The sequence below is a fragment of the Streptomyces sp. NPDC046727 genome (assembly GCF_040645635.1).
GTDB lineage: Bacteria > Actinomycetota > Actinomycetes > Streptomycetales > Streptomycetaceae > Streptomyces.
Map to the genome: position 1 here is coordinate 1 of NZ_JBEYYR010000018.1, position 11,619 is coordinate 11,619.

An 11,619-nucleotide genomic window follows, 5' to 3' on the forward strand; every position below is an offset into this window, starting at 1 on the left:
GAGGGTGCCCTCGGGGTAGAAGGCGACGCACTCGCCGCGCTCCACGGCGTCGATCGCGGCCCGGAAGGCGCTGAGCGCGTCGGTGGACTCGCGGTAGACGGGGATCTGCCCGGTGCCGCGCATGGCGGCGCCGACGAATCCCTTCTTGAAAAGCCCGCTCTTCGCCAGGAATCGCGGGACCCGTCCGGTGTTGTACTGATAGTGCGCGTACGCGAAGGGGTCCACGTGGGAATTGTGGTTCACCGCGGTGATAAATCCGCCCTCGGCCGGAATGTGCTCCATTCCACGCCAGTCCCGCTTGATCAGAACCACCAGCGGCGGTTTGCAGATCACCGCGGCGAAGCGGTACCAGAAGCCGATTCTGCGGCGGGGCACAAGGACACCTTCCTCTAGGACTGCCACCCCGGCGGGGGCCGCACAAGTCTCGCCCCGGGCCGCCGGTCTGTCGAGAACACCGTACGCCCCGCTTCCCTCGGCGCCAGATGGCCCGGGTGACAATGAGCGGGACAAGAGAGGGACGGTACGCCGGTGCAGTGGACCTTGGTCATCCCCCTGAAGCCCCTGACGCAGGCCAAGAGCAGGCTCGCGGACACCGCCGACGACGGGGTACGCCCGGGGCTGGCACTGGCGTTCGCACAGGACACCGTGTCGGCGGCGCTGGCCTGCGCGGCGGTGGCGGATGTGGCGGTCGTCACGGACGACGAGCGGGCCGGCCGGGAGCTTTCCGCCCTGGGTGCGCGAATCGTCCCGGACACCCCCCGCGGCGGCCTGAACGCCGCTCTGGCGCACGGCGCGGCCGTCGTACGGGAAATCCGCCCCGGCGCACCGGTCGCGGCCCTGAACGCCGACCTTCCGGCGTTGCGCCCCGCGGAACTGGCCGTCGTCCTGGGTGCGGCCGGGGAATTCCCCCGGGCGTTTCTCGCGGACGCGGCGGCACTGGGCACGACTTTGCTGGCGGCGGCCGGTGACCGTGAATTGCGGCCGGCGTTCGGTATTGATTCCCGTTCCCGGCACCGGGCCTCGGGCGCGACGGAACTCCTGCTCGCGGGGGTCGATTCGGTACGGCAGGACGTGGACACCGGCGACGACCTGCGCACGGCGCTGGCGTTGGGCGTGGGCCGGCACACGGCCGCGGCGTCGGCGCGGTTGCCGATCCCTGGCTCGTGACACGGCGCCGCCCGCGAACGGTCCGTGCCCCTGCGGCGCATCCCGCGACGGCGAACACTAGGCTGGCCGTCATGCAGGCCACCGCATACACGTACGACCCGGAGACCCGCAGCGGACAGGTGCTGCTCGACGACGGCACCCCGGTGCCCTTCGACGCCGCCGCGTTCGACGCCGGAGCCCTCCGGCTGCTGCGCCCCGGACAGCGCGTCCGGATCGAGACCGAGGGCGGGGGCGACACCCTGCGCATCACCCTCGTGACCCTCCACACCTTGTAACCGCCCTTACACATGCCGCGGGCCGGGCTCCCCAGGGGAGTCCGGCCCGGCGCGTGAGTGCTGTGGCGGCCTTACGACGTCGCCTTGCGGGCAGTGGCCTTCTTGGCGGTGGTCTTGCGGGCCGTCGACTTCTTGGCCGGGGCCTTCTTGGCGGTGACCTTCTTGGCCGGGGCCTTCTTGGCGGTGGTCTTGGCCGCGGCGGTCTTGGCGGTCGCCGTGGCCTTCTTGGCGGGAGCCTTCTTCGCCGTGGTCTTCTTCGCGGCGGCCGTCGCCTTCTTCGCCGGTGCCGCCTTCTTGGCCGTGGTCTTCTTGGCGGCAGCCTTGGTGGTCTTCTTCGCGGCGGCCTTCTTGACCGTCGCGGCAGCCCCACCGGTCAGGCTGCCCTTGGGCGCCTTCTTCACGGCGACCTCGCCGCCGCGCGGGAGCTTCTTCGAGCCGCTCACCAGGTCCTTGAAGCCCTGACCGGCGCGGAAGCGCGGCACGGAGGTCTTCTTGACCCGAACCCGCTCGCCCGTCTGAGGATTGCGGGCGTACCGGGCGGGGCGGTCCACCTTCTCGAAGGACCCGAAGCCGGTGACCGAGACCCGCTCACCCGCGACGACCGCGCGGACGATGGCGTCCAGGACATGGTCGACAGCATCGGCGGCCTGCTGGCGGCCACCCATCTTGTCGGCAATCGCTTCTACGAGCTGCGCCTTGTTCACGTCTTCCCCTTCGGAGACATCGCCAGAACGAAAGTGTTCAAGCTTTTTCGCACGTTAGGCAGATATATACCGCAAATCAAACACGAAACGGGCTTATCACCCTTGTGCCGCAACGGACTCGGCTGTCTCGGACGGTTCAGCGGTCCTCTTCAGGGATCCGACCCGCGTCGAGATCCGCCGTGAACCGATCGAGCCGCCTTGCCGCGTCGGCGAGATCGTGCTTGGCCGCGGCCGTAATGACCAGCAGCTTCCGGGTCAGCGCCATCCGTACGCCCTCCGGGACTTGCAGTGCGCGCACCCTTGAGTGCGCTTCCTTGAGCTGGTTCGCGACCGCCGTATAGAGCTGGAGTTGGCCGTCGTGTTCCATGCACAGATTGTGCCATCTGGGGCGAGTTGTCGCCTGCGCAGGGGGCAACTGCCGCCTCAAATGGCCTTCCAGGCACTTGCGGCGGACGCGAACACAGCACTCACGTACCCGGCCAACAGGCTTCGTAACGTGGGAAGTTGAGCGAACCCGAACAGAGACGCAGGTCCGTTCGGGTGCAGACATGGCTGTACCCCCAATCGTGGCGATCGGGGGTACAGACGGGGTGGTTGGGTGGCCGAAACCCGACCCGCTCGGGGGATTCGGTCCGCGCGGATCAGATCGGGAGCGTCCGCGGCTTGTAGGCGGGCCGGCCGGCCTCGTACGCGGCGATGTCGGCCTCGTTCTGCAGCGTGATGGAGATGTCGTCCAGGCCGTTCAGCAGCCGCCAGCGGGAGTTCTCGTCCAGCTCGAAGGAGGCGGTGATGCCCTCGGCACGCACCTCACGTGCCTCAAGGTCCACAGTGACCTCAGCAGTCGCGTCCTTCTCGGTCAGCTCCCACAGCGCGTCCACGATCTTCTGGTCCAGGACCACCGTGAGCAGGCCGTTCTTCAGCGAGTTGCCCCGGAAGATGTCGGCGAAGCGCGAGGAGATCACGGCCTTGAAGCCGTAGTTCTGCAGCGCCCAGACGGCGTGCTCGCGGGAGGAGCCGGTGCCGAAGTCGGGGCCGGCGACCAGAACCGTGGCGCCCTGCCGCTCGGGGCGGTTGAGGACGAACTCGGGGTCCTTGCGCCAGGCCTCGAACAGCCCGTCCTCGAAGCCGTCCCGGGTGACCTTCTTGAGCCAGTGAGCAGGGATGATCTGGTCGGTGTCGACGTTGCTGCGGCGCAGCGGGACGGCCCGGCCGGTGTGGGTGGTGAAGGCTTCCATGGTTCTCAGACTCCAGCGGGCGCGGGGGCGTCGGACAGATCGGCGGGCGAGGCCAGGTGACCCAGGACGGCGGTCGCGGCCGCGACCTGCGGCGACACCAGGTGCGTACGACCGCCCTTGCCCTGCCGGCCCTCGAAGTTGCGGTTGGAGGTGGAGGCGGAGCGCTCGCCCGGGGCCAGCTGGTCGGGGTTCATACCGAGGCACATCGAGCAGCCCGCGTGCCGCCATTCGGCGCCGGCCTCCTTGAAGACCACGTCCAGGCCCTCGGAGACGGCCTGCAGGCCCACGCGCGCGGAGCCCGGGACGACCAGCATCCGTACGCCGTCGGCGACTTTGCGGCCCCGCAGGAGGTCCGCGGCGGCGCGCAGGTCCTCGATGCGGCCGTTGGTGCAGGAGCCTACGAAGACGGTGTCCACGTTGATGGAGCGCAGCGGCTGGCCGGCCTCCAACCCCATGTATTCCAGGGCCTTTTCGGCAGCCAGGCGCTCCGAAGCGTCTTCGTACGAAGCCGGGTCGGGGACGTGTGCCGAAAGCGGCGCACCCTGGCCGGGGTTGGTGCCCCAGGTGACGAACGGGGACAGCTCGGCGGCGTCGATGACGACCTCGGCGTCGAAGACGGCGTCCTCGTCGGTCTTCAGGGTCTTCCAGTACGCGACCGCGGCGTCCCAGTCGGCGCCCTCGGGGGCGTGCGGACGGCCCTTGAGGTACTCGAAGGTGGTCTCGTCGGGGGCGATCATGCCCGCGCGGGCACCGGCCTCGATCGACATGTTGCAGATGGTCATCCGGGCCTCCATCGAGAGCTTCTCGATGGCGGAGCCGCGGTACTCCAGGATGTAGCCCTGGCCGCCGCCGGTACCGATCTTCGCGATGATCGCGAGGATCAGGTCCTTGGCGGTGACGCCCTCGGGCAGCTCGCCGTCGACCGTGATGGCCATGGTCTTCGGGCGGGCCAGCGGCAGCGTCTGGGTGGCCAGCACGTGCTCCACCTGGGAGGTGCCGATGCCGAACGCCAGCGCGCCGAAGGCGCCGTGCGTGGAGGTGTGCGAGTCACCGCAGACGACGGTGGTGCCGGGCTGGGTCAGGCCCAGCTGAGGGCCGACGACGTGGACGACGCCCTGCTCGACGTCACCCAGCGGGTGCAGCCGCACCCCGAACTCGGCGCAGTTCTTGCGCAGGGTCTCCAGCTGGGCGCGGGAGACCGGGTCCGCGATGGGCTTGTCGATGTCGAGGGTCGGGGTGTTGTGGTCCTCGGTCGCGATGGTGAGGTCGAGACGGCGCACCTGGCGGCCGTTCTGGCGGAGCCCGTCGAAGGCCTGGGGGCTGGTCACCTCGTGCAGCAGGTGCAGATCGATGAAGAGGAGATCGGGCTCGCCCTCGGCGCGCCGGACGACGTGGTCGTCCCAGACCTTCTCCGCGAGTGTCCTACCCATCGCTTTCCCTCCGGCCGGCAAACGTCCGCCGACCCAACTAGAGATCTTGAGGAGCGGTGGCTGCCCTTTTCGGGGCCCCTGAACGTCGTGATTCCGGGCGTCCACCGCCAGGCCCGTTGGTCTGCGGGCCGCTGTGTGATTCCAGGGTGGCGCGTTCCACGGAAAATTGAACTTGCGTTTCACAGAGTGAGACGTGAGTATCGTTGCATGGACAACAGTAGCGGCGTCGGCGTTCTGGACAAGGCGGCCCTCGTCCTGAGCGCTCTGGAGTCCGGTCCGGCCACCCTCGCGGGTCTGGTCGGCGCCACCGGACTGGCACGACCCACGGCCCACCGCCTGGCCGTGGCCCTGGAACACCACCGCATGGTGGCACGCGACATGCAGGGCCGGTTCATCCTCGGCCCGCGCCTCGCGGAGCTTGCGGCGGCGGCGGGCGAGGACCGCCTGCTCGCGACGGCGGGCCCCGTGCTCACCCACCTCCGTGATGTCACCGGCGAGAGTGCGCAGCTCTACCGTCGCCAGGGTGACATGCGGATCTGTGTGGCCGCGGCGGAGCGCCTGTCCGGCCTGCGGGACACCGTCCCGGTCGGCTCCACACTGACCATGAAGGCCGGCTCCTCGGCGCAGATCCTGATGGCCTGGGAAGAGCCCGAGCGCCTGCACCGGGGCCTCCAGGGCGCCCGCTTCACGGCGACGGCCCTGTCGGGCGTACGGCGGCGCGGCTGGGCCCAGTCCATCGGCGAGCGCGAGCCGGGCGTCGCGTCCGTCTCCGCGCCCGTACGGGGCCCCTCCAACCGCGTGGTGGCCGCCGTGTCCGTCTCCGGCCCCATCGAGCGCCTGACCCGCCACCCGGGCCGTATGCACGCCCAGGCGGTCATCGACGCGGCGGCCCGCCTCTCCGAGGCCCTGCGCCGCTCGGGCTGAGCCGGCTCTCCCGGAACGCCGAGGGGGGCCTGCCCCAACGCCGCGGCAGGCCCCCCTCGCTCCCCCGTCCCCTCCCCCGTCAGCCGGCCTGCTCCGCCGCCGGCTCCTTCCGCGACCGGTACGCGAACCGGTCCTTGGCGGACCGCCCCCGCCTCTCCAGCGGCACCTGCCCGTGCGCGGCGGCCAGCCCGACCGGCGGCATGTCCCCGTATATCGCCTCGTACGAGCCCTCCGGCACGACGTACGTCTCGTGCCAGATCCCGACCTCCCCACGCAGCTTCCCGCCGCGCTCCTTGCGGTTGAGGGCGGCCCACGCCTTGTGGTGGAACGCGTCCGGCGCGGTCGCGTAGGCGTACAGCTTCTCCTTGGACTCCCAGTACTGCACGACGTAGTACGTCCGCGGCGACGCCGTCAGCAGGACCTTGGCGCGCAGCCCCCGCCCCGGATCCTTCCCCAGTTCCCGCAGCATGCGGACCATCGCGAGCAGCACGGGCAGCCACAGGTGCACCGCCCAGAAGCGGTTGATGCGCATGCCGATCAGCAGGACGACGACATCACCCTTCGCGTCAGCGGTCGTACGGGACACCATGAGTTCCCCTCCTCGGTGAGCGGCGCTATCCAATGCGCGCATGCTTGGATAGTGCCGTTATCCAAGGAGGAGCGCAAGGGATGCGGCTTGCCGAGCTGAGCAGACGCAGCGGTGTGGCCACCGCGACGATCAAGTACTACCTGCGCGAGGGGCTGTTGCCGCCGGGCCGCCAGGTCAACACGACGACCGCGGAGTACGACGAGGAGCACCTGCGCCGGCTGCGGCTGGTCCGCGCGATGATCCAGGTCGGCCGGCTCCCGGTGGCGACGGTCCGCGAGGTGCTCGGGCACGTCGACGACGACTCCCTGGGCCGCACGATCCGGCTGGGCGCGGCCCTGTGGGCGCTGCCGCAGGTCCCGGAGCCGGACGAGGACGACGAGTACGTCCAGGCCGCGCACCGGGAGGTGGGCGCGCTGCTGGACACGCTGGGCTGGGAGAACGCCAAGTCGCTCACGACGATCTCGCCGTCGTACCGCTCCCTGGTGGTGGCGGTGGCGGCGTTCCGCCGGCTCGGCTACGACTGGGACGTCGAACTGCTCGCGAGGCGGGCGGAGTTGATGCACCAGGCGGCGATCGCCGACCTGGACTTCATGGAGACGCATCCGACGGAGGCGGAGCAGGCGGAGGCAGCGGTGGCCAGCGCGGTCCTGGTCGAGCCGATGCTGGAGGCGCTGCACCGGCTGGCGCAGGAGGAGGAGTCGGCGCGGCGCTACGGCTTCGAGTGAGAGCCGCGGGAACGGCGAAGGCCCTCCACCGAGGTGGAGGGCCTTCCCTGTGCGTACCCCCGACCGGATTCGAACCGGCGCTACCGCCTTGAGAGGGCGGCGTGCTAGGCCGCTACACAACGGGGGCGTGGATCTTACGTTTCCGCAGATCCGAGCTGGTCTACCTGGACTCGAACCAAGACTAACTGAACCAGAATCAGTCGTGCTGCCAATTACACCATAGACCAATGATGGTTTAGACCAGTCGTACCCCCGACCGGATTCGAACCGGCGCTACCGCCTTGAGAGGGCGGCGTGCTAGGCCGCTACACAACGGGGGCCCTAGCGATCCCGACGAGGTCGAGATCAGTACCCCCGACCGGATTCGAACCGGCGCTACTGCCTTGAGAGGGCAGCGTGCTAGGCCGCTACACAACGGGGGCTTTGCAGATAAGCTCTGCGAGCTGGCCTACCTGGACTCGAACCAAGACTAACTGAACCAGAATCAGTCGTGCTGCCAATTACACCATAGGCCACTGGAACTCAAGCCCCTGCGGGGTTCTCGTTCTAGCTTGCTCCTCGGGGCTCCGGCCTTTCGGCCCGCTCCCCTCGGCGCAGGAAGAACATTACCCGAAGGTGGACGGGGCTCCAAAACGGGTATCCGTGCGGACGAGCGCCGGGAGTTCGGCGAGGGTCGAGATGCGGTGCGCCACGACCTCCCCGGCGGCCTGCGCGCAGGCCGTTCCGCGATCGATCCACACGGACATGAGCCCGGCCTCGGCGGCGCCCCGCCCGTCGATCTCCGGGTGGTCGCCGACGTACGCCACCTCGTGCGGAGGCAGCCGCAGCGCCTCGCAGGCGGCCAGGAAGGCGCCCGGCTGCGGCTTGGAGACGCCCAGCTCGGCGGCGCACAGCACGGACTCGAAGCGGTCGAGAAGGCCGAGGGCGCGCAGCTTGTGCTCCTGGACCGTGATGCTGGAGTTGGACAGCACCGCGTGCCGGTGGCTGGCCGCGAGGGCCTCCAGAGCGGGCAGGACGTCCGGGAAGAGCCGCCAGGCGGCCTCGTAGTACCCGAGGTACCGCTGGAACCAGGCGTCGGCCTCCGCGTCGGTCAGCTCCGCGTCCAGGAACACCCGGACCCGGTCCCGCCGCTGGTCCGGGAAGGTGACCTCGCCGGCCGCGTACCGCGCCCACTGCCGGTCGGTGATCTCCCGCCACCGGGCCAGCGCCGCCTCGGCACCGCCGTACCGGGCGAGCTGCCCTTCCGCCGCGAGATGGGCACGCATGCCCTCGCGGTCCGCGGTCGTGTAGTCGAAGAGGGTGTCGTCCACGTCCCAGACCACGGCTCTGATCGTCATGGCACCGACGGTAGCGCCGAACGGCTGGCAGACTGGTGGCCATGTGCGAGTGCCGCATCCAGTTCACGGTCGAAGCCCGCGCGGCATACGACTCCCTGCCCGGCTCCCGCCAGGCTCAGCTGGACAGGGCCCTGGGGATACTGGCCCGTGACCCGTGATCTTCGACGAGAGCCACTACTTGATCGACGAAGCCGACGCGCAGTGACCGACGCAACAGGGGCGGCACCCGGAACACCACCGGATGCCGCCCCTGACGCATGTGTCGGCTAGGCGCTCAGCTTCGCCAGCGCCGCGTCGATGCGGGCCAGCGTCGTCTCCTTGCCCAGGATCTCCAGGGACTCGAAGAGCGGCAGGCCGACCGTGCGGCCGGTGACGGCCACGCGGACCGGGGCCTGGGCCTTGCCGAGCTTGAGACCGAAGGCCTCGCCGGCGGCCAGGACGGCCTCCTTGAGGGACTCGGCCGACGTCCAGTCCGCCGACTCCAGCTTCTCGCGGGCCGTGCGCAGGAGGGCGTCGCTGCCTTCCTTCATCGCCTTGGTCCACGAAGCCTCGTCGAAGACGGGCTCCGCCAGGAACAGGAAGTCGACGTTGTCGGTGATCTCGGAGAGCACCTTGAGGCGGGTCTGGGCGTGCGGGGCGATCGCCTCCCACTTCGCCGCGTCGAAGTCCTCCGGCGCCCAGGGGGCGAACGGCGCCTGCAGCCACGGGCGGCAGCGCTCGGTGAACTCCTTCACATCCAGCATGCGGATGTGGTCGCCGTTGATCGCCTCGCACTTCTTCAGGTCGAAGCGCGCCGGGTTGGGGTTCACGTCGGCGATGTCGAAGGCCGCGACCATCTCGTCGATCGTGAAGATGTCCTGGTCGGCGGAGAGGGACCAGCCGAGCAGGGACAGGTAGTTGAGCAGGCCCTCGGGGAGGAAGCCCTGCTCGCGGTAGAGGTTCAGGCTCGACTGCGGGTCGCGCTTGGAGAGCTTCTTGTTGCCCTCGCCCATCACGTACGGCAGGTGGCCGAAGGCCGGGGTCTGCTTGGCGATGCCCAGCTCGGTCAGCGCCTTGTACAGGGCGATCTGGCGCGGGGTGGAGGAGAGCAGGTCCTCGCCGCGCAGGACGTGGGTGATCTCCATCAGGGCGTCGTCGACCGGGTTGACCAGCGTGTACAGCGGGGCGCCGTTCGCGCGGACGATGCCGTAGTCGGGCACGTTCTCCGGCGTGAAGGTCAGCTCGCCGCGGACCAGGTCGGTGAAGGTGATCGTCTCGTCCGGCATCCGGAAGCGGACGATCGGGGTGCGGCCCTGGGCCTGGTACACCTCGACCTGCTCGGCGGTCAGGTCGCGGCAGTGGCCGTCGTAGCCGGAGGGCTTGCCGGCGGCGCGGGCGGCCTCGCGGCGGGAGTCCAGCTCCTCCTGGGAGCAGTAGCAGTGGTAGGCGTAGCCGCCGTCCAGGAGCTTCTGCGCCACGTCGGCGTAGATGTCCATGCGCTGCGACTGGCGGTACGGCGCGTGCGGGCCGCCGACCTCGGGGCCCTCGTCCCAGTCGAAGCCGAGCCAGCGCATCGCGTCGAGCAGCTGGTTGTACGACTCCTCCGAGTCGCGGGCCGCGTCGGTGTCCTCGATGCGGAAGACCAGGGTGCCCTGGTGGTGCCGGGCGAACGCCCAGTTGAACAGGGCGGTGCGGACCAGGCCCACGTGGGGGTTACCGGTGGGCGAGGGGCAGAAACGGACGCGTACGGGGGAGCCGGGTGCGCTAGCCACGCTTGACAACCTTGTTGGTGAGAGTGCCGATGCCTTCGATGGTGACGGCGACCTCGTCGCCGACGTTCAGGGGGCCGACCCCTGCGGGGGTACCCGTGAGGATGACGTCGCCGGGGAGCAGCGTCATGGCCTCGGAGATGTTGACGATCAGGTCCTCGATGGGGTGGATCATCTCGCTCGTGCGGCCCAGCTGACGCTGTTCGCCGTTGACCGTGAGCTGGACGGTCAGGTCGTTCGCGCGGGCGAGGTCCAGGTCCGTCTCCACCCAGGGGCCGAGCGGGCAGGAGGTGTCGAAGCCCTTGGCCCGGGCCCACTGCTTCTCGCGCTTCTGCACGTCGCGGGCGGTGACGTCGTTGGCGCAGGTGTAGCCGAAGATCACGTCCTTGACGCGGTCGCGCGGCACCTCGCGGCACATGCGGCCGATGACGACGGCCAGCTCGGCCTCGTGGTGCAGTTCCTCGGAGAAGGAGGGGTACTGGATGTCGTCGCCGGGGCCGATCACCGAGGTGGACGGCTTGAAGAAGGCGAAGGGGGCGTCCGGCACCTCGTTGCCCAGCTCGCGCGCGTGCTCGGAGTAGTTGCGGCCGAAGGCCACGACCTTGTTGGGCAGCACCGGCGGGAGCAGTCTGACCTTGCTCAGCGGCACCTTCGTCCCGGACAGTTCGTAGTCCGCGAACGGGATGCCCTTGATGATGTCGAGGACGAGTTCGTCCTGCTTGTCGCCCTCGACCGCGCCGAAGGCGACGTTCCCGTCAATTGAGAACCTGGCGATGCGCACGGGATCCTTGCGCCCCTCACTGAGAACCGGCGTACTGACGCCTCAGGTTATCGGAGCTATGCGAAGTTGTTCGCTTCTGGGGGCATCCCCGCAGGTCAGAGGCGGGTCACCGGAGACGGGCGCGGCCGGGGGGATCGTCGCGTGATCCCCCCGGCCGCACTCGGCACGGTCGTCCGTCACTCGCCGGCCGCGGCGCCCACGCCGGCCGGGACGTCCACGAGGATCGTGCGCCGGGGGTTGGCCGTCTGCGCGGGGAGATCGACGGAGTGCTCCGGCAGCTGCGGCGTCTGCAGTTCGTCGGCGTCCTTGAGGTGCACCAGGGTCGTGCGTCGCGGGTTGGCTATCGTGCGGAACATCATCGTCGTCTTCACGGTTGTACGAGTCCTAGTCCTGTGTCGGCGGGCTGACAGATACGACCCTCACGTAAAGCGTCAGGCTAAACATCGGATTCCCCGCCGAAGACGCCAACTGCCCACGATCAACGTGTGAGTTTGCTCACGAACTCACGGGCAAACCGGTCAATTCCGGCCGACAACCCGCCCCAACGAAACGGACATTGACCCCCTGAAGCCATCATTCCGCTCCTGATCATGGCGACTGGGACACCAGGCACCGAGCGGCGACTCGCAGGGGTTCGTCCGTTATCGACCGAATCCGGCTCCACGGGCGGTGACCCACCCCTCACAGGCCGTCACGGAGGTCAC

General features: G+C 69.5%; 14 protein-coding genes and 5 tRNA genes. 4 read left to right on the forward strand and 15 right to left on the reverse strand.

Annotation, left to right across the window (positions count from 1 at the left end):
- A partial coding sequence (locus tag ABZ937_RS22515) for a lysophospholipid acyltransferase family protein (protein ID WP_361694503.1) occupies window positions 1-375 on the reverse strand: 375 nt, incomplete at its 3' end.
- 153 nt (window positions 376-528) lie between these two features.
- Here ABZ937_RS22515 and cofC point away from each other — a divergent pair.
- Both cofC and ABZ937_RS22525 read left to right on the forward strand, forming a co-directional pair.
- The gene (cofC, locus tag ABZ937_RS22520) at window positions 529-1,167 is read left to right on the forward strand and encodes a 2-phospho-L-lactate guanylyltransferase (RefSeq protein WP_361694505.1); all 639 of its coding nucleotides are present in this window, start codon (window positions 529-531) and stop codon (window positions 1,165-1,167) included.
- Between the two features lie 71 nt (window positions 1,168-1,238).
- Window positions 1,239-1,442 (forward strand): hypothetical protein, encoded by a 204-nt coding sequence (locus ABZ937_RS22525; protein ID WP_361694507.1) that lies wholly within the window; start codon window positions 1,239-1,241, stop codon window positions 1,440-1,442.
- A gap of 71 nt (window positions 1,443-1,513) precedes the next feature.
- On the opposite strand, the gene ABZ937_RS22530 is transcribed toward ABZ937_RS22525, so the two are convergent.
- From ABZ937_RS22530 to leuC, 4 genes are all read right to left on the reverse strand, one after another.
- The gene (locus ABZ937_RS22530) at window positions 1,514-2,146 is read right to left on the reverse strand and encodes an HU family DNA-binding protein (RefSeq protein ID WP_361694509.1); all 633 of its coding nucleotides are present in this window, start codon (window positions 2,144-2,146) and stop codon (window positions 1,514-1,516) included.
- A gap of 136 nt (window positions 2,147-2,282) precedes the next feature.
- Window positions 2,283-2,513 carry a hypothetical protein gene (locus ABZ937_RS22535; protein WP_361694511.1) on the reverse strand — a complete coding sequence of 77 codons (231 nt, stop codon included), beginning with the start codon at window positions 2,511-2,513 and terminating at the stop codon, window positions 2,283-2,285.
- A gap of 274 nt (window positions 2,514-2,787) precedes the next feature.
- Window positions 2,788-3,381: a 3-isopropylmalate dehydratase small subunit gene (gene leuD / locus ABZ937_RS22540; protein ID WP_361694513.1), complete on the reverse strand. Its 594-nt coding sequence runs from the start codon at window positions 3,379-3,381 to the stop codon at window positions 2,788-2,790.
- A gap of 5 nt (window positions 3,382-3,386) precedes the next feature.
- On the reverse strand, window positions 3,387-4,811 hold the full coding sequence (leuC, locus tag ABZ937_RS22545; protein ID WP_361694515.1) for a 3-isopropylmalate dehydratase large subunit: 1,425 nt from the start codon (window positions 4,809-4,811) through the stop codon (window positions 3,387-3,389).
- A gap of 207 nt (window positions 4,812-5,018) precedes the next feature.
- Between leuC and ndgR the strand changes: the two genes are divergently transcribed.
- On the forward strand, window positions 5,019-5,735 hold the full coding sequence (ndgR, locus tag ABZ937_RS22550) for an IclR family transcriptional regulator NdgR (protein ID WP_009320373.1): 717 nt from the start codon (window positions 5,019-5,021) through the stop codon (window positions 5,733-5,735).
- A 79-nt stretch (window positions 5,736-5,814) separates the two neighbouring features.
- Here ndgR and ABZ937_RS22555 read toward each other — a convergent pair whose 3' ends face one another.
- Window positions 5,815-6,324 carry a DUF4188 domain-containing protein gene (locus ABZ937_RS22555; RefSeq protein WP_361694517.1) on the reverse strand — a complete coding sequence of 170 codons (510 nt, stop codon included), beginning with the start codon at window positions 6,322-6,324 and terminating at the stop codon, window positions 5,815-5,817.
- Between the two features lie 80 nt (window positions 6,325-6,404).
- On the opposite strand from ABZ937_RS22555, the gene ABZ937_RS22560 reads away from it, so the two are divergent.
- Complete coding sequence (locus ABZ937_RS22560) at window positions 6,405-7,049, forward strand: MerR family transcriptional regulator (RefSeq protein ID WP_361694519.1); 645 nt, start codon at window positions 6,405-6,407, stop codon at window positions 7,047-7,049.
- 54 nt (window positions 7,050-7,103) lie between these two features.
- Here ABZ937_RS22560 and ABZ937_RS22565 read toward each other — a convergent pair.
- From ABZ937_RS22565 to ABZ937_RS22605, 9 genes are all read right to left on the reverse strand, one after another.
- Window positions 7,104-7,176 (reverse strand) — tRNA-Glu (locus ABZ937_RS22565).
- A 28-nt stretch (window positions 7,177-7,204) separates the two neighbouring features.
- Window positions 7,205-7,276: transfer RNA gene (locus ABZ937_RS22570), tRNA-Gln, on the reverse strand.
- A gap of 20 nt (window positions 7,277-7,296) precedes the next feature.
- Window positions 7,297-7,369 (reverse strand) — tRNA-Glu (locus ABZ937_RS22575).
- Between the two features lie 29 nt (window positions 7,370-7,398).
- Window positions 7,399-7,471, reverse strand: a tRNA-Glu gene (locus tag ABZ937_RS22580).
- Between the two features lie 21 nt (window positions 7,472-7,492).
- Window positions 7,493-7,564 (reverse strand) — tRNA-Gln (locus tag ABZ937_RS22585).
- A 90-nt stretch (window positions 7,565-7,654) separates the two neighbouring features.
- Window positions 7,655-8,386, reverse strand: coding sequence for an HAD family hydrolase (locus ABZ937_RS22590; RefSeq protein WP_361694521.1), 732 nt, complete (start codon window positions 8,384-8,386; stop codon window positions 7,655-7,657).
- A 266-nt stretch (window positions 8,387-8,652) separates the two neighbouring features.
- Entirely contained in the window at window positions 8,653-10,137 is a 1,485-nt protein-coding gene (gene gltX / locus ABZ937_RS22595) for a glutamate--tRNA ligase (RefSeq protein WP_361694523.1), read from the reverse strand.
- Window positions 10,130-10,915, reverse strand: coding sequence for a fumarylacetoacetate hydrolase family protein (locus ABZ937_RS22600; protein WP_361694525.1), 786 nt, complete (start codon window positions 10,913-10,915; stop codon window positions 10,130-10,132). The genes gltX and ABZ937_RS22600 overlap by 8 nt, the downstream gene beginning before the upstream one ends.
- A gap of 176 nt (window positions 10,916-11,091) precedes the next feature.
- Window positions 11,092-11,286 carry a hypothetical protein gene (locus ABZ937_RS22605; protein ID WP_361694527.1) on the reverse strand — a complete coding sequence of 65 codons (195 nt, stop codon included), beginning with the start codon at window positions 11,284-11,286 and terminating at the stop codon, window positions 11,092-11,094.
- Window positions 11,287-11,619 lie beyond the last annotated feature (333 nt).